General features: G+C 74.5%; 14 protein-coding genes. 7 read left to right on the forward strand and 7 right to left on the reverse strand.

The window, feature by feature from the left end; all coding sequences use genetic code 11:
* Nucleotides 1-12: 12 nt before the first annotated feature.
* From sucB to lipB, 4 genes are all read left to right on the forward strand, one after another.
* A complete protein-coding gene (gene sucB, locus ACFQH9_RS26530) occupies nt 13-1,842 on the forward strand; it encodes a 2-oxoglutarate dehydrogenase, E2 component, dihydrolipoamide succinyltransferase (RefSeq protein WP_379570145.1) in 1,830 nt (609 codons plus the stop codon).
* Nucleotides 1,843-1,966: 124 nt separating this feature from the next.
* A complete protein-coding gene (locus ACFQH9_RS26535; protein ID WP_379570146.1) occupies nt 1,967-2,857 on the forward strand; it encodes a TIGR01777 family oxidoreductase in 891 nt (296 codons plus the stop codon).
* Nucleotides 2,854-4,095 carry an FAD-dependent oxidoreductase gene (locus tag ACFQH9_RS26540; protein ID WP_379570147.1) on the forward strand — a complete coding sequence of 414 codons (1,242 nt, stop codon included), beginning with the start codon at nt 2,854-2,856 and terminating at the stop codon, nt 4,093-4,095. Before ACFQH9_RS26535 ends, ACFQH9_RS26540 begins: the two co-directional genes overlap by 4 nt.
* Before the next feature lie 74 nt (nt 4,096-4,169).
* Nucleotides 4,170-4,931: a lipoyl(octanoyl) transferase LipB gene (gene lipB / locus ACFQH9_RS26545; protein WP_379570149.1), complete on the forward strand. Its 762-nt coding sequence runs from the start codon at nt 4,170-4,172 to the stop codon at nt 4,929-4,931.
* Between the two features lie 48 nt (nt 4,932-4,979).
* Here the strand turns inward: lipB and ACFQH9_RS26550 are convergent, their stop codons facing one another.
* The 4 genes from ACFQH9_RS26550 to ACFQH9_RS26565 form a co-directional block, all read right to left on the reverse strand.
* Nucleotides 4,980-7,127, reverse strand: coding sequence for a bifunctional polysaccharide deacetylase/glycosyltransferase family 2 protein (locus ACFQH9_RS26550; protein ID WP_379570151.1), 2,148 nt, complete (start codon nt 7,125-7,127; stop codon nt 4,980-4,982).
* Between the two features lie 13 nt (nt 7,128-7,140).
* Nucleotides 7,141-7,983: a hypothetical protein gene (locus ACFQH9_RS26555; protein WP_379570153.1), complete on the reverse strand. Its 843-nt coding sequence runs from the start codon at nt 7,981-7,983 to the stop codon at nt 7,141-7,143.
* Nucleotides 7,980-9,002 carry a glycoside hydrolase family 18 protein gene (locus ACFQH9_RS26560; protein ID WP_379570155.1) on the reverse strand — a complete coding sequence of 341 codons (1,023 nt, stop codon included), beginning with the start codon at nt 9,000-9,002 and terminating at the stop codon, nt 7,980-7,982. The genes ACFQH9_RS26555 and ACFQH9_RS26560 overlap by 4 nt, the downstream gene beginning before the upstream one ends.
* 185 nt (nt 9,003-9,187) lie before the next feature.
* On the reverse strand, nt 9,188-10,108 hold the full coding sequence (locus tag ACFQH9_RS26565; RefSeq protein ID WP_379570157.1) for an LLM class F420-dependent oxidoreductase: 921 nt from the start codon (nt 10,106-10,108) through the stop codon (nt 9,188-9,190).
* A gap of 126 nt (nt 10,109-10,234) precedes the next feature.
* Here ACFQH9_RS26565 and lipA point away from each other — a divergent pair, with 126 nt between their 5' ends.
* Complete coding sequence (lipA, locus tag ACFQH9_RS26570; RefSeq protein ID WP_379570159.1) at nt 10,235-11,239, forward strand: lipoyl synthase; 1,005 nt, start codon at nt 10,235-10,237, stop codon at nt 11,237-11,239.
* 60 nt (nt 11,240-11,299) lie between these two features.
* Nucleotides 11,300-12,028 carry a DUF4191 domain-containing protein gene (locus ACFQH9_RS26575; RefSeq protein WP_379570161.1) on the forward strand — a complete coding sequence of 243 codons (729 nt, stop codon included), beginning with the start codon at nt 11,300-11,302 and terminating at the stop codon, nt 12,026-12,028.
* Between the two features lie 90 nt (nt 12,029-12,118).
* On the opposite strand, the gene ACFQH9_RS26580 is transcribed toward ACFQH9_RS26575, so the two are convergent.
* Nucleotides 12,119-12,577, reverse strand: a complete 459-nt coding sequence (locus tag ACFQH9_RS26580; protein WP_379570163.1) for an RDD family protein — start codon at nt 12,575-12,577, stop codon at nt 12,119-12,121.
* A gap of 141 nt (nt 12,578-12,718) precedes the next feature.
* On the opposite strand from ACFQH9_RS26580, the gene glnA reads away from it, so the two are divergent.
* A complete protein-coding gene (gene glnA, locus ACFQH9_RS26585) occupies nt 12,719-14,140 on the forward strand; it encodes a type I glutamate--ammonia ligase (protein WP_379570165.1) in 1,422 nt (473 codons plus the stop codon).
* A gap of 112 nt (nt 14,141-14,252) precedes the next feature.
* Here glnA and ACFQH9_RS26590 read toward each other — a convergent pair whose 3' ends face one another.
* Both ACFQH9_RS26590 and ACFQH9_RS26595 read right to left on the reverse strand, forming a co-directional pair.
* Nucleotides 14,253-15,221 carry an EamA family transporter gene (locus tag ACFQH9_RS26590; protein ID WP_379570167.1) on the reverse strand — a complete coding sequence of 323 codons (969 nt, stop codon included), beginning with the start codon at nt 15,219-15,221 and terminating at the stop codon, nt 14,253-14,255.
* Nucleotides 15,218-15,652, reverse strand: coding sequence for a GlcG/HbpS family heme-binding protein (locus tag ACFQH9_RS26595; protein WP_379570169.1), 435 nt, complete (start codon nt 15,650-15,652; stop codon nt 15,218-15,220). The genes ACFQH9_RS26590 and ACFQH9_RS26595 overlap by 4 nt, the downstream gene beginning before the upstream one ends.
* Between the last annotated feature and the right edge of the window lie 783 nt (nt 15,653-16,435).

Here is a 16,435-nt window from a genome sequence, read left to right on the forward strand (position 1 = left end):
ATCCGAGCAGACATGGCCTTCTCCGTCCAGATGCCCGCCCTCGGTGAGAGCGTCACCGAAGGCACCGTCACCCGCTGGCTCAAGGCGGAGGGCGACACCGTCGAGGTCGACGAGCCGCTGCTCGAGGTCTCCACCGACAAGGTCGACACCGAGATCCCGTCCCCGGTCGCCGGCGTCCTGCAGCGCATCGTCGCCGGTGAGGACGAGACCGTCGAGGTCGGCGGCGAGCTCGCCGTGATCGGCGACGCCGGGTCGGACGAGGGCTCGGCGCAGCCCGAGGCCCAGCCCCAGTCCGAGGCGGCCGAGCCCGAGCCCGAGGCGCAGCCGGAGCCCGAGCCGGAGCCCGAGCCCGCGCAGGCCGAGGAGCCGCAGGAGGCGCCGAAGGCCTCGACCGGGAAGTCCTCCGGCGGCGGCACCCCGGTGACCATGCCCGAGCTGGGCGAGTCCGTCACCGAGGGCACCGTGACCCGCTGGCTCAAGCAGGTCGGCGACACCGTCGAGGTCGACGAGCCGCTGCTCGAGGTCTCCACCGACAAGGTCGACACCGAGATCCCGTCGCCGGTCGCCGGCACGGTCCTGGAGCTGTCGGTGGGCGAGGACGACACCGTGGAGGTCGGCGGGCAGCTCGCCGTCATCGGCGACGCGGACGCCGCCCCGGCCCCGGCCGAGGAGAAGGCGCCCGAGCCCCCGAAGGCGGACGCCCCCAAGACCGAGGAGCCGACCCAGGAGGCCCCGAAGGAGCCGGTCGAGGAGGAGCAGGCCGCCCCGGAGCCGGCCGAGCCCGAGACCGAGGACACTGCCCGCGCCGCCGAGACCGCGCCCGCCCCGGCGGGCGGCGGCTCGGGCAACGGCAAGGCCGAGACCAAGGGCACCTCCGCCCCGCCGTACGTCACCCCGCTGGTCCGCAAGCTGGCCGCGGAGCACGGCGTGGACCTCGACCAGGTCCAGGGCTCGGGCGTCGGCGGCCGTATCCGCAAGCAGGAGGTCCTCGCCGCGGCCGAGGCCGCCAAGGCCCCGGCCCCCGAGCAGCCGGCCCCGGCCGCCGCCGCCCCGGCCGCGGCCCCGAGCGGCGCGCCGAAGGAGCCCACGAAGGTGCCGGCGCGCGCCGCCGACGCCCCGCAGCCGGGCACCACGGTGAAGATGCCGCGCCTGCGCCAGGTCATCGCCCAGCGCATGACCGAGTCGCTCCGGGTCTCGGCGCAGCTGACCACCGTGCAGGAGGTCGACGTCACCCGGATCGCGAAGCTGCGCGCCCGGGCCAAGGCCGCCTTCGAGCAGCGCGAGGGCGTCAAGCTCACCTACCTGCCGTTCTTCGCGAAGGCCACGGTCGAGGCCCTCAAGGCCTTCCCGGCCGTCAACGCCTCGATCACCGAGGACGGCAAGCAGATCGAGTACCACGGCAACGTCCACCTGGCGATCGCCGTCGACACCCCGCGCGGGCTGCTCGTCCCGGTGATCAAGAACGCCGAGGACCTGTCGCTGGCCGGGCTCGCCCGCAAGATCGCCGACGTCGCGGCCCGCACCCGCAACAACACGATCAAGCCCGACGAGCTGTCCGGCGGCACCTTCACGATCACCAACATCGGCAGTGCCGGCGCGCTGTTCGACACGCCGATCATCAACCAGCCCCAGGTCGCCATCCTCGGCACCGGCGCGATCGCGAAGGAGCCGAAGGTCGTGGCCGGCCCGGACGGCGAGGACGTCATCGCGGTGCGGTCCGTCTGCTACCTGCCGCTGACCTACGACCACCGGATCGTCGACGGCGCCGACGCCGGCCGGTTCGTCAGCGCCATCCGGGCGCGTCTGGAGGAGGGCGCCTTCGAGGCCGAGCTCGGCCTCTGACGCCCCGCACAGCGCACGAACCGGAGGGGTCCCGCAGGTCGCGGGGCCCCTCCGCCCGTTCTCACGCGTCCGCGTCGGCGCGCCCGGGTCGCGCGGCCCGGCCGGGTTCGGAAGGATCCGGACCGTGCGCGTCGTCGTCGCCGGTTCGTCCGGCCTGATCGGAACCGCCCTGGTCGCCGGCCTGCGGGAGGCCGGCCACGAGGTCGTGCGGCTGGTGCGCCGCGCGCCCTCCGCCCCGGACGAGCGGGGCTGGGACCCGCCGTCGGGGGCGATCGACGAGGGCGCCCTCGACGGGGCGGACGCCGTGGTGAGCCTCGGCGGCGTCGGGATCGCCGACCGGCCCTGGAGCGGCGCGCGCAAGCAGGCGATCCGGGACAGCCGCAACGTCCCGACCGAGGTCCTGGCCACCGCCGTCGCCCGGGCCGGCGTGCCCGCGATGATCAGCGGCTCCGCCGTCGGCTACTACGGCGACGCCGGGCCGGACGAGATCGACGAGTCGGCGCCCTCCGGCGAGGGCTTCCTGGCCGAGGTCTGCCGGGACTGGGAGGCCGCCACCGCGCCGGCCGCGGAGGCCGGGGTCCGGGTGGTCCGGCTCCGCACGGGACTCGTGCTCTCGCCGTCGGGGGGCCTGCTCGCGTTGATGCGGCCGGTGTGGAAGGCCTTCCTGGGCGCGCGGATCGGCAGCGGCGAGCAGTACATGCCGTGGGTCTCGCTCGACGACGAGGTCGCGGCGATCCGGTTCGCCGTCGAGCACGGGTCGCTGAGCGGCCCGGTCAACGTCACCGGGCCGGCCCCGGTGACCAACAAGGTCCTGACCCAGACCCTGGCCGGCGCCGTCGGCCGGCCGGCCCCGCTGGTCCTCCCGGCCTTCGCGGTGAACGCCGTGCTCGGCGAGATGGGCCGCGAGATGCTGCTGTTCTCCCAACGTGCGGTGCCGCGCGCGCTGCTCGCGGCCGGGTTCTCCTTCCGGCACACCACGCTCGCCGACGCGCTCTCCGCCGCCGTCCGCGCATGACCCGCGCGCGCACGCCCGACGCGGACGTCGTCGTGGTCGGGGCGGGGGTCGCCGGGCTGCGGGCCGCACGGATCCTGCGCCGCCACGGCCTGGCCGTCACGGTCCTCGAGGCGGCCGACCGGGTCGGCGGCCGGATCGCGACGGACGTCGTCGACGGCTTCCGCTGCGACCGCGGCTTCCAGGTGCTCAACACCGCCTACCCCGCGTTGCGCACCGTCCTCGGGCCGGACGGTGCGGAGCTGCTGGCGATGCGCACGTTCGTGCCGGGGGCGGCGATCCGGGCCGCCGACGGGTCGTTGCGCCGGTTCGTCAACCCGTTGCGCGACCCGGCGCGGGCGCCGGGCTCGCTGCACACGCTCCCGCCGGCGGACCTGGCGAAGCTCGCCGCCTGGACCGCCCGGGTGCTGGCCACGCCGCCGCGGCGCACCGCGCTCCGCACCGCCCGCTCGGCGGCCGCGGACCTGGCCGCGGCCGGGCTGGCGGGCACCGCCACGGAGACCTTCCTCCGCCCGTTCCTGTCCGGTGTGCTCGCCGACCGGGAGCTGGTGACGAGCGAGGGCGTCGTCCGGCTGGTGTGGCGCAGCTTCGCCCTCGGCCGGGTGTTCGTGCCGGCCGACGGCATGGAGGCCCTCCCCCGCCGGCTGGCCGCCGGGCTGCCGGTGCGGCTGCACACCCGGGTCGAGGCCGTGACCGGCGGGGCGCCCCCGGTCGTCCGCACGGCCGACGGGGAGACCGCGGCCCGCGCCGTCGTCGTCGCGACCGACGCGGCCACGGCCGCCCGGCTGCTCCCCACAGTGACCGCACCGGCGACCCGCACGCTCACGACCTGGTACCACACCATGGCGGAGCCCCCGGCCGCCGAGCCGATCCTGCACCTCGACGGGACCGGCGGGCCCGTCGCCAACTCCGTGGTGCTCACGGCGGCGGCCCCGGAGTACTCCGCCTCCGGCCGCCCGCTGGTGTCCTCCACGGTCGTCGGGCCGGCGATCCCCGAGCCCGAGGTGCGCCGCGAGCTGGCCCGGATCTACGGCACCGGGACGGAGGACTGGGAGCTCGTGCACACCGCGGAGGTCCGCGGGGCGCTGCCCGCCTTCCTGCCCGGGCGGCCGGTCCGGAGCGGGGTCGCGCTGGGCGAGGGACTGTTCGTGTGCGGCGACCACCGCGACACGCCGTCGACACAAGGCGCCCTGGTCAGCGGGCGGCGGGCGGCCGCGGAGGTGCTGCGCGCCCTGGCCTGACCGCCGGCCGTGCCGCCGCCGTGGTGTGACCACGCCCGCCCGTCCGCGCCGGCACGCGGGCGTAGTCTGGGCCGGTGGCCAGCCAGGGAACCTCGTGCCGCCGCTCGCCCAACCCCGTACGGGTGGACCTTCTCGGCACGGTCGACTACCTCACCGCCTGGGAGCTCCAGCGCGCCAACGCCGAGGCGCGGCGCGCCGGCACCGGACCGGACGTGCTCATGCTCCTCGAGCACCCGTCGGTGTACACCGCGGGCAAGCGGACCCGCCCCGAGGACCGCCCGACGGACGGCACCCCGGTCATCGACGTCGACCGCGGCGGCCGGATCACCTGGCACGGTCCCGGCCAGCTCGTGGGCTACCCGATCGTCTCGCTGGGCGAGCCCCTCGACGTCGTCGACTACGTGCGGCGGCTCGAGGAGGCGCTGATCGCGGTCTGCCACGGCCTCGGCGTGACCGCCGCCGGCCGGGTCGAGGGCCGCAGCGGCGTGTGGCTGCCGGCCGACGACCTGCGCCCGGAGCGCAAGATCGCCGCGATCGGCGTGCGCGTCCAGGGCGGGGTGACGCTGCACGGCTTCGCCCTGAACTACAACCCCGACCTCACCGAGTTCGGCCGCATCGTGCCCTGCGGCATCACCGACGCCGGGGTGACCTCGCTGTCCGCGGAGCTGGGCCGCGAGGTCGTCACGGACGAGGTCCTCGGGGGCGTGACCGACGCCGTGCTCGGCGCCCTCGAGGGCAGCCTGCCGGTCCGCGAGCACGTCGTGCCGCGGCGCGAGGCGCCGGTCGCCGCGGGCGTCGCCGGACTCGACCTGCAGCTGCACCCCTCCCTGCACTGAGCCCGTGAGCGGCGACGGCCACGACGGCCGTCGCCCCTCGCGAGGCGGTCAGCTCAGGCCCGCGCCCACGGTCCTCTCGACGGGCGCGCCGCCGAAGTCGCCGGTGCGGCGCAGCTTCTGCCACTTCAGCCGGATGCCCGCCAGCGCGGTCATGATCGACTGGATGAGCACCGCGTACATCAGCTGCCGGTAGACGATCTGCTGGAGGGGCAGCAGCCACAGCACGCCGATCTTCTCCCGCTCCAGCCGGAAGGCGTAGATCGCGGCGAACAGCTGGATCAGCTGCACGCCGCCCCACGCCAGCAGCGTGGTGACCGGGTCGAGGAAGAACAGGCCGTAGACCAGGAACACGTCGACCAGCGGCGCGAGCAGCGGCAGCACCACCTGGAACAGCGCGATGTTCAGCAGCCCCACGCGGCCGAAGTGCCCGGCCGGGCCGCGCGCGACGACCGACGCCCGGTGCTTCCACATCGACTGGATCGTCCCGTAGCTCCAGCGGTACCGCTGCCGCCACAGCTGGCCCAGGGTGCCCGGCGCCTCGGTCCAGGCCCGGGCCCGCTCCTCGTAGACCACGCGCCAGCCGGCCCGGCACAGCGCCATCGTGAGGTCGGTGTCCTCGGCCAGGGTGTCGTCGCTGACCCCGCCGACCTCCAGCAGCGCGGTGCGCCGGAACGCGCCGACCGCGCCGGGCACCGTGGTCATGCAGCGCCACAGGTCGTAGACGCGGCGGTCGAGGTTGAAGCCCATCACGTACTCGATGTGCTGCCAGTGCGACACGAGGCTGCGCCGGTTGGCCACCTTCGCGTTGCCGGCCACCGCGCCGACCTCGGGCCGGACGAAGGGCTGCACCAGGGTGCCCACGGTCGTCGGCTCGAACACGGTGTCGCCGTCGATCATCACGACGATCTCGTGGCGCGCCGCCCGGATGCCGGCGTTGAGCGCGGCGGGCTTGCCGCCGTTGGGCTGGCGGATCACCCGGACCCCGGGCAGGCCGAGCCGCTCGACGATGTCCGGCGTCCCGTCCGTCGAGCCGTCGTCGACCACGATGATCTCGACGGGATGGTCGCTCGCCACCAGCGAGCGCACCGTGTGCTCGATGCACTCCTTCTCGTTGTAGGCGGGCACCACCACCGAGACGGGAGCGGTGTACCAGGGCCCGGTCCGTTCGCGGGTGGCGAGGCGGCTCTGCCGCGCGTGCCGCCGGGCGACCACGATCATGATCACCAACCGGGCGACGACGAGCGCGCCGACCAGCAGGAGCAGCACCTCCAGCGTCCGGACGACGTAGGTCGCGACGCCCGCCGCGGCGACCAGGACGGTGCCGAACACGCGGTCCCACAGGTCCGCGGGCGTGTTCGCGGTGGGCAGCCCGAGGCCCTCGCTGACGGTGGTGAACCGCCAGCCCTGCGCCTGCAGCTGCGGGATCAGGTGGTCGAGGGCCGCGACGGTCTGCGACCGGTCGCCGCCGGCGTCGTGCAGCAGCAGCGCACCGCCGGCGTCGGAGGTGGGGCTCGCGGCCTTCTCGATGACGTCGACGCCCTTGCGCTCCCAGTCCCGGCTGTCGAAGTCGGTCAGCGCGGTGACATAGCCGCGCGCGCCGAGCTCCCGCACGACCTCGTACTCGTCGTTGGTGAGCGCGTCGGAGCGCGAGGAGTACGGCGGCCGGACCAGGTACGAGATCTCCCCCGTCGCGCCGGCCAGGGCCAGCTGGGTGAGCGTGAGCTCGCGGTCGATGCGGTTCGCCGAGGCCTCGGCCAGGTTCGGGTGGGTGAAGGTGTGCAGCCCGATCTCGGACCCGGTCGCCCGCATCTCCCGGACCAGGTCGGGATGCTGCGCGGCCAGCGAGCCGAGCACGAAGAAGGTGCCCGGGACCTTGTGCCTCTCCAGGACCTCGAGGATCTGCGGGGTCCACTCCGGGTCCGGGCCGTCGTCGAAGGTCAGGGCGATGGTCTTCGACGGGTAGCCCAGCGTGCGGACCGGGTCGTGGATGGTGTCGATCGCCGAGCCGCCCTCGTGGACGGCCACGGGCACCCGGTCGTCGGGCCCGCGGACGACGTGGTTGTCGGCGTCCGAGGAGGTCTTGGCGGTGAGGACGCCGTTGAGGAGGAGCACGGCGACGAAGGTCGCCAGCACCACCACGGCGACCATGAACTTGCCGACGGAGAAGCTCGTGCGCCGGCGGAGGGGACGGGACATGACCTGCCTGCTCCTACGCGGGGACGACCGGGAGCGGGGTGGTCGTCGTCGGGGTGACGACGACCGGCGGGGGCGTGGTCGGGGGCAGCGGCGCCGGGGTGGTCGTCCTGGTGGTGGTGACCGGCGGCGGCGTCGTGGTCACCGGGGGCTTGGTCGTCGTGGGTGGCTTGGTGGTGGTCGGCGGAGTGGTCACCGGCGGGTTCGTCGTCGGCGGCGTGGTGGGCGGGGTCGTCGGGTCCTGCCCGCCCTCGGTGTCCGGGTCGGTGGTCCCGGGGTCCGTCGGCGTCCCCGTCCCCGGGTCGGTCGTCCCCGGGTCGGTCGTCCCCGGGTCGGTCGTCCCCGGGTCGGCGGGAGCCGGATCGCCCGGGGCGGGAGCACCGGGCACGGGGGCACCGGGCACGGGGGCACCGGGCACGGGAGCCCCCGGGACGGCGGCGGGTGCGGCCGGCGACAGCGGGGCCGGCGCGGCGGGCAGCCCGGCGAGCGGCGCGATCACGCCGGCGGCCCCGCCGGTCGGCGTCCCGCCGGTGGTGCTCGAGCCGCTCGTGGTGGTGGTGACGTCGCCGATCAGGCCGCCCCGGGAGGGCGGGGCCTCCGGGCGCAGCTCGCCCTCGGTGTCGTCGGCCGCCTCGGCCTCGGGCGCGGGCAGCAGGTCGCCGAGCACGGGGATGTCCAGCATCGGGGTCCGCTGCCCGGCGGCCAGGCTGGTGCCGACCACGACCAGGAACACCAGGCACATCGAGACCAACCCGTACACGACCATCCGGATCCGGCGCTGCCGGCGGCCGGTGCCGTCGACGAACACCGGGCCCCGCTCGGGGACCTCCCGGTACGCGAGGGTGTCGTCGTCGATCATCGGGAACCTTCCTCGGGGGACGCGGCCGCGTCGCGGGCGGCCAGGGTGAAGGCGAAGGGCGACTGCGCGAGCCCGCTGCAGTCGAAGAAGGCGGTGGGGCGGTCGGGGCAACCGCCGTTGTCGCGGCCGACGGACCAGAAGCCGACGGTGCCGAGGCCGCGCTCGCGGGCGTCGCGGACCACGGCCGTGGCGTCGTCGAGCGTGGTGACCGCGCCGGTGTCGGTGCGGCCGAGCATGAAGGTGACGCCGGTGCGCGCGGCGACCGCCGATCCCTCGGTCCCGGACCAGACGTCACCGAGCTGGGTCAGGACGGTGCCGGTGGCCGCGGTCATCGCGTCGGCCCAGGACCCGGTGTAGGGGAAGTTCATGATCATGGCGTCGACGCGGGCGTCGACGCCGGCCGCGACCGCCGCCCGCACGAGGTCGAGGGCGGACGGGGTGAGCCCGCGCTCGGCGTCGTCGACCTCGAGGGTCAGCGTGACCGTGGCCCGGCGCTCGTCCTGCACCGTGCGCAGCGCGTCGACGACGGTGGCGACGGGGACGTCCTCCTCGACGTCGACGACGAGCGCGGTGCTGCCGACCGCGTCGAGGGCCTCGCCGTAGGCACCTGTCAGCGACGCGGCGTCGGGGCAGGCGTTCTCGAGGTAGGTGCCGGTCGCGCCGCCGGTGGCGACGGCGACCGCGCCGCCACGCTCGGTGAGGTCGCGGGCCGCTGCGACCACCGCGGGCGCGGTCACGGGCTGTGTGCCGCCCCAGGACGGGGTGCAGCCCGCGGCGCCCGCGAGGACGAAGCCGAGGACGGCGTTCGTGACCCCGCTGGCGTCGGCCATGGCGGGCAGGGGCGACGGCGCCAGCGAGGCGTCGATGTAGGGCTGCACCCGGGGTCCGGCGCCGGTCCGCGCGGCGGAGGTGTCCTCGTCCGCCGACGGGCCCGCGCCGCACGCCGCGAGGAGCAGCGTCGGGAGCACGAGCAGGAGGACCAGGGCCGAACGGCGCCCTGGCCGGAGGTGCGTTCGCACGAGCAGGTGTTCCTCGTCCGACGGAGCCAGTACTACGAACGGCCTACTCCGTTGCTCCGTTCATTCACGGAGTGTGGCCGTTGCTTGCGCCTGGCAATCGACGGAGGGAACGTGCCCGTTACGCACAGTTCGTCACAAAGTGATGACGGCGCAACGATCCGCGCCGACCGGTCACCCCGCCGGGGTCACAGGAGGTGTGCGGCGAGGAGCTCGAGGTGGTCGAGATCGCCCAGGTCCAGCACCTGGAGGTAGACGCGGGTGATGCCGGTGCGCTCCACCCACTGCCCGAGCCGGTCCGCCACCTCCTCCGGCGAGCCCGCGAGCCCGTTGGCCCTCAGGTCGTCGACCTCCCGACCGATGGCGAGCGCCCGGGCCTTCACCTGCTCGTCCGTGCGGCCCACGCAGACCACCTGGGCGACGGAGCGGACGATCTCCTTCGGGTCCCGGCCCACCGCGGCGCACGCCTCGTCGACCCGGGCGAACTGCGCGGCGACGTCGTCCATGGACGAGAAGGGGACGTTGAACTCCGAGGCGAAGCGGGCGGCCAGCGCCGGTGTGCGCCGCTTCCCCTTGCCGCCGACGATCACCGGCGGGCCGGGCTGCTGCACGGGCTTGGGCAGCGCGGGCGAGTCGGTCACGGTGTAGTGGTCGCCGGAGTACTCGAAGCGCTCCCCGGGCAGGGTGTGCCACAGCCCGGTGATGATCTCGAGCTGCTCGGTGAGCCGGTCGAAGCGCTCGCGCAGCCGCGGGAACGGGATGCCGTAGGCGGCGTGCTCGGCCTCGAACCAGCCCGAGCCCAGCCCCAGCTCCACCCGGCCGCCGGACATCCGGTCCACCTGCGCCACCCCGATCGCGAGCGGCCCGGGCAGCCGGAAGGTGGCCGAGGTGACGAGCGTGCCCAGCCGGATCCGGGAGGTCTCGCGGGCCAGCCCGGCGAGCGTGAGCCAGGCGTCGGTCGGACCGGGCTCGCCGCTGCCGCCCATCGCGAGGTAGTGGTCGGAGCGGAAGAAGGCGTCGAACCCGGCCTCCTCGGCGGTCCTGGCCACCCTGAGGAGGTCGTCGTAGTCGGCGCCCTGCTGCGGTTCGGTGAAGATCCGGAGGTCCACGGCGGCCAACGCTAGCCCGGGCCGCGGTGGGCCGCCGGGCCGCCGGACCGGTCCGCCCGTCCGGGCCGTCCGTGGGGGCCGCCACGACGGGCGTCCCGCCCGGTGGCGGGGCGTAGGCTGGTCGCCGTGACGATCGCTCCGGAAGGCCGCAAGCTGCTGCGTCTCGAGGTCCGCAACGCCGAGACCCCGATCGAGCGCAAGCCGGCGTGGATCCGGACCAAGGCCCGCACCGGCCCGCAGTACACCGAGCTCAAGGGCCTGGTCCGCGCCGGCGGACTGCACACCGTGTGCGAGGAGGCCGGCTGCCCCAACATCTACGAGTGCTGGGAGGACCGCGAGGCCACCTTCCTCATCGGCGGCGAGCAGTGCACCCGCCGCTGCGACTTCTGCCAGATCGACACCGGCAAGCCCGCCGAGCTCGACCGCGACGAACCCCGCCGCGTCGCCGAGTCCGTGCACCAGATGGGGCTGCGCTACTCCACCGTCACCGGCGTCGCCCGCGACGACCTGCCCGACGGCGGCGCCTGGCTCTACGCCGAGACCGTCCGGCAGATCCACGCCCTCAACCCCGGCACCGGCGTCGAGCTGCTCATCCCGGACTTCAACGCGAAGCCCGACCAGCTCGCCGAGGTCTTCGGCGCCCGCCCCGAGGTGCTCGCGCACAACCTCGAGACCGTCCCGCGGATCTTCAAGCGGATCCGCCCCGGGTTCCGCTACGAGCGCTCGCTGCAGGTCCTCACCGCCGCGCGGGAGGCGGGGCTGGTCACCAAGTCCAACCTGATCCTGGGCATGGGCGAGACCCCCGACGAGGTCACCGAGGCACTGGCCGACCTGCACGACGCCGGCTGCGAGATCATCACGATCACCCAGTACCTGCGCCCCTCCAAGCGCCACCACCCCGTGGAGCGGTGGGTCAAGCCCGAGGAGTTCGTCGCCCACGCCGAGACCGCCGAGCAGATCGGCTTCGCCGGCGTCATGGCCGGGCCGCTGGTGCGGTCGTCCTACCGGGCCGGGCGGCTCTACGCCCAGACCGTCGCGCACCGCGGCGAACAGCTCACCCCCGAGCTCGCCCACCTCGCCGCCGAGGCCCCCGCCGCCCAGGAGGCCCGCACGCTGCTCGCCCGCGGCTGACGGGCGGGGTTCCCCGGTCCTGACGGCGGCAGGGCGCCCGGGCGACGTATCCTGGCCCGCATGGCCGGCAAGCCCGACAAGGAGACCCAGAAGCGCCTGAAGGCGGAGAAGCGCGCGGCGTCCAAGCAGCGGCGCGCGCAGATCTGGCAGGCGTTCCAGATGCAGCGCAAGCAGGACAAGCTCCTGCTGCCGCTGATGATCGGGTCGGTGGTCGGTGCGGCCGTCGTCGCGTTCCTGATCGGGCTGATCTTCGGCCTCGAGTGGATCTTCCTGGTCTTCGGTGTCGCGATCGGGGTCATGATCGCGATCAGCATCTTCGGCCGCCGCGTGCAGCGCAGCGTGTACGCCCAGGCCGACGGGCAGCCGGGCGCCGCGGGCTGGGCGCTCGACCAGCTGCGCGGGCAGTGGCGGGTGACCCAGGGCGTCGCCGGCACCACCCACCTCGACGCGGTGCACCGGGTCGTCGGCCGGCCGGGCGTCGTCCTCGTGGCCGAGGGGGCGCCGCACCGGGTCAAGTCGCTGCTGGCCCAGGAGAAGAAGCGCACCGCGCGGGTGGTCGGCCAGACCCCGATCTACGACGTCGTCGTCGGCAACGAGGAGGGCCAGGTCCCGCTCAAGGGCCTGCAGCGGCACCTCATGAAGCTGCCGCGCAACATCAGCGCCGCGGAGATGGAGTCGCTCGACGCCCGGCTCGCCGCGCTCGGCAACCGCGCCGCCGCGCTGCCCAAGGGGCCGCTCCCCCAGGGCGCCAAGATGCGCAGCGTGCAGCGCACCGTGCGCCGCCGCTGATCACCGACGCACCGCGGCCGGGATCCCGTACGGGGCCCGGCCGCCGTCGTTCTCGGCGTCGTTCCCGGGCGTCGTCCCCGCGCGTCGCGCTCAGGCGCGGGTGCGGACCACGATCGTCTGGGTCGCCCGGTCGTGCCAGCCGCGGCCGTCCGCGTCCCGGACGACCGGCGGGATCACCAGCCCCAGCAGCAGCGTGCGCAGGACCGCCCGGAACCCGACCGTCGCGGCCATGTCCACCCGGGCGACCCGGATGCCGACGGCGACCATCCCCGGCGTCATGCCGAACAGCGCGGTCGGGAGCACCGTGAGGACGAACCAGACCGCCCACACCCACCAGCCGATGCGGGAGCCGCCGAGCGCGTCGAGCCCGAGGACCGCCAGTGTGAGCACATAGGCGAGCAACCAGTCGACCGTGACACCGACCAGGCGCCTGCCGAACCCGGCGACCGCACCCGGGCCCTCGGCCGGGAGGCCGAAACGCTCACCCGGGTGACCTTGCTCGTGCGCGGAGGGTGAACCCGTCGTCCAGGAGTCGAGGAACCGGGCCATGCGCCCTACCCTAGTTGTCCCGTGTGAGAGAGGACGCGATCCGGCCCGTTAACGTCTGTGAAACGCGCGAGTGATGAACGGGCAACACGGCCGCCCTACGGTCGCGGCCGAATCAGGAGACGACTGAAGGAGCCAGCGCGCGTGTTCAACAACTCCGAAGAGGTACTGAAGTACATCTCGGACGAGAAGGTCGAGTACGTCGACATCAGGTTCTGCGACCTGCCCGGCGTGATGCAGCACCTCACCGTCCCCGCGTCCACCGCCGGCGACCTGCTGGAGAACGGCGCCGCCTTCGACGGCTCGTCCGTCCGCGGCTTCCAGGCCATCAACGAGTCGGACATGGCCCTGCTGCCGGACTCGAAGACCGCGCGCCTGGACCCGTTCCGCAAGCACAAGACGCTGAACATCAACTTCTTCGTGCACGACCCGATCACGAGCGAGCCGTACAGCCGTGACCCGCGGAACGTCGCGCGCAAGGCCGAGGAGTACCTGGCCGCGTCCGGCATCGCGGACACCGCCTACATGGCGCCCGAGGCGGAGTTCTACGTCTTCGACTCGATCCGCTTCGGCTCGAACCCGCACGAGACCTTCCACCACATCGACTCGACCGAGGGCTGGTGGAACACCGGGCGCGAGGAGGAGGGCGGCAACCTCGGCTACAAGGTCAACTACAAGGGCGGGTACTTCCCCGTCCCGCCGGTGGACCACTACGCCGACCTGCGCGCCGACATCGTCAGCACGATGATCGCCAGCGGCTTCGAGGTGGAGCGGGAGCACCACGAGGTCGGCACCGCCGGGCAGGCGGAGATCAACTACAAGTTCGACACCCTGCTCCACGCGGCCGACGACATCATGCTGTTCAAGTACATCGTCAAGAACACGGCGTGGCAGCACGGCAAGACCGCGACCTTCATGCCGAAGCCGCTGTTCGGCGACAACGGGTCCGGCATGCACGTCCACCAGTCGCTGTGGAAGGACGGCCAGCCGCTGTTCCACGACGAGTCCGGCTACGGCGGGCTCTCGGACACGGCGCGCTACTACATCGGCGGCCTGCTGCACCACGCGCCGTCGCTGCTGGCCTTCACCAACCCGACGGTGAACTCGTACCACCGCCTGGTCCCGGGCTTCGAGGCCCCGGTCAACCTGGTCTACTCGGCCCGGAACCGCTCGGCCTGCATCCGGATCCCGCTGTCCGGCGACAGCCCGAAGGCCAAGCGCATCGAGTTCCGCTGCCCCGACTCGTCCGGCAACCCGTACCTGGCCTTCTCGGCGATGCTGATGGCCGGCCTCGACGGCATCCGGAACAAGATCGAGCCGCCGGCCCCGATCGACAAGGACCTCTACGAGCTCCCGCCGGAGGAGGCCAAGGACATCGCCCAGGTCCCGGGCTCGCTCGGTGCGGTCATCGACAAGCTCGAGGCCGACCACGACTACCTGCTCGAGGGCGGCGTGTTCACCCCGGACCTGATCGAGACCTGGATCTCGTACAAGCGGGAGAACGAGATCGACCCGCTGCGGCTGCGCCCGCACCCGTACGAGTTCGCGCTGTACTACGACGTCTGATCGCATCGACGCGACCTGACCTGCGGGTACGCGGTCAGGCCGCGGCGGTCGGACGGTCGACCGGGCGACGGCCCGTCACCCCTCTCCACGGGGGTGGCGGGCCGTCGCCGCGTCATCGGCCGGGTTCGGCGAGGCCCGCGGGACGGGACCGGGTCAGCGCGACGCCGGCCAGGATCAGCACTCCCCCGGCCAGCTGGACCGCCGCGGGCACCTCACCCAGCAGCAGCCAGCTCGCCACCGCGGACGCGACGACCTCCAGCAGCGCCACGAGCGAGCCCCGCGCGGCACCGATCCGCCGGATCGCGACCACCCCGGTCAGGTAGGCGACGACGGTCGAGACCAGCACGAGCAGGCCGGCCGCGGCCACCCAGCCGACGTCCGCGCCCGCGAGGACCACCGGCCCGTCGGGCGGGAGGGTCACCACCAGCGGCAGCAGCCCGGTCAGGCCCAGAGCGGCGACCACGACGGTGCCCACTGCCATCCCGACGCCGGCCAGCACCACCGGCGGGGTCGTGGCACCCGCGCGGTCCGCGAGCAGGAAGTAGCTCGCCTGGCACACCGCCGCCGCCAGCCCCCATGCCAAACCGGCCGGGGGCACCGCGGTGCCCGACCAGATCTGCACGACCAGCAGCAGCCCGGTGATCGCGACGGCCGCCCCCGCCAGTGTGCGCCGGCTCGGCGGCTGCCGGCGCACCACCCACACCCAGGCGATGACCAGCACCGGGCCGAGGTACTCCAGCAGCAGCGCGATGCTGACCGGCATGTACCGGACGGCGTTGAAGAACGCGACCTGCACGCCGGCCATCGCCAGCAGCCCGTAGAGCAGCAGCGCCGGGGCGTCGGCCCGGAGCGCCCCCAGCACGCCCGGCCGGGTCACCGCGAGCAGCACCAGCACCACGACGGCCGACCCGCCGATCCGGACGAACGCCGCCCCGGCGGAGGACCATCCGGCGTCGATCAGCGCCTTCGCGAACGGGCCGGAGAGCCCGAACGACACGGCCGAGACGACGGCGAACGCGAGACCGACCGACGTCGCCCGGGCGGCGGGATCGGCGGGTCGCGGAGCGTGCCCGGCCGTCACTCCGCGCCGGTGACGGCGACGAGGCCGGCGGCCTCGATCCCCGCGACGGCGGCGGCCTCGTCGTTGAGCGAGAGGTCGCCGGTCACACCCACCGCCCCGAGCAGGGTCCCCTCGGCGTCGCGGACGAACACCCCGCCCGGGACCGAGAAGATCCGGCCGCCGGCGAGGTTCGCGACCGAGGTGAAGAACTCGGGCGAGTCGGCGGCGCGGGCGGCGATGGCGCGGTTGGTCATCCCCAGCGCCAGCACGCCGTTGGCCTTGGCGACGGCGAGATCGGGCCGCAGGTAACCCGAACCGTCCTGGCGGGCGAGGGCGACGATCGCGCCGCCCGGGTCGAGGACGGCGACGGTTAGCGGCTTGAAGCCCTGCTCGGTGCCGTGCGCGAGGGCGGCGTCGACGATGGTGCGGGCCTGCTCCAGCGAGATGCTCACGAGGGGCCACCTTCTCAGACGCGCGGTCCCGCCGCCGACCCGGATCGACCCCGTCCGGCCGCGGCAGCGGGGAGACGGCTGGGGCGGCGGGGCGCGGGCCGGGCGGAGTCGGGCGGGCGGAGTCGCAGGGGCGGGAGCCGCACGGGAGTCGCACGGGCAGGAGCCGCGCAGGCAGGAGCCGCACGGGCGGGACCCGCACGGGCGGGAGTCGGGTGGGAGTCGGGCGGGACCCGCACGGGCGGGAGTGCACGGGCGGGAGTGCACGGGCGGGAGTGCACGGGTCCGGGCCGGGCGCTCGCACACCCCGCCCGACCTGGCACACCCGGCCCGACCTGACACACCCGGCCCGACCTGGCACACCCCGCCCGACCTCGCACACCCCGCCCGACCTCGCACACCCGTTCCGGCCCGGTCGCACACCCGGGCCTCCCGTCCCACACCTCGTCGACGGCCTGTACGACGCGCGAGCGGGTGTGGGCCGGCACGCAGCATGATCGACCGCCCCCTCACGCCTCCCCCGTGCCCCCGGCGCCGGCTGCGGCTCCACCACCCGGTCGCGAGCGAGGAGCGCACCGGAAGATGCTCGACCGGTCGCGAGCGGGGAGCGCCCCGAGGGACGCGCGGCAGGTCGCGAGCGGGGAGCGCGCAGCGAGAGGAATGGCCGGCACACCCGCTCGGACGTCCCACACCCCGCCGACGGGGTGTGCGACGCACCAACCAGGTGTGCGACGCGCCCCACCGGGGTGTTGTCAACGGCGGCTGAATCTGGACCCCGTGGCGACG

This window comes from Pseudonocardia lutea (assembly GCF_042658055.1).
Lineage (GTDB): Bacteria > Actinomycetota > Actinomycetes > Mycobacteriales > Pseudonocardiaceae > Pseudonocardia > Pseudonocardia lutea.

Excerpts from the sequence above, each read along its gene's own strand:
- sucB (WP_379570145.1), top strand. The coding sequence starts at position 13 with ATGGCCTTCTCCGTCCAGATGCCCGCCCTCGGTGAGAGCGTCACCGAA.
- ACFQH9_RS26540 (WP_379570147.1), top strand. The coding sequence starts at position 2,854 with ATGACCCGCGCGCGCACGCCCGACGCGGACGTCGTCGTGGTCGGGGCG.
- ACFQH9_RS26550 (WP_379570151.1), bottom strand. The coding sequence starts at position 7,127 with ATGTCCCGTCCCCTCCGCCGGCGCACGAGCTTCTCCGTCGGCAAGTTC.
- ACFQH9_RS26555 (WP_379570153.1), bottom strand. The coding sequence starts at position 7,983 with ATGATCGACGACGACACCCTCGCGTACCGGGAGGTCCCCGAGCGGGGC.
- ACFQH9_RS26575 (WP_379570161.1), top strand. The coding sequence starts at position 11,300 with ATGGCCGGCAAGCCCGACAAGGAGACCCAGAAGCGCCTGAAGGCGGAG.
- ACFQH9_RS26580 (WP_379570163.1), bottom strand. The coding sequence starts at position 12,577 with ATGGCCCGGTTCCTCGACTCCTGGACGACGGGTTCACCCTCCGCGCAC.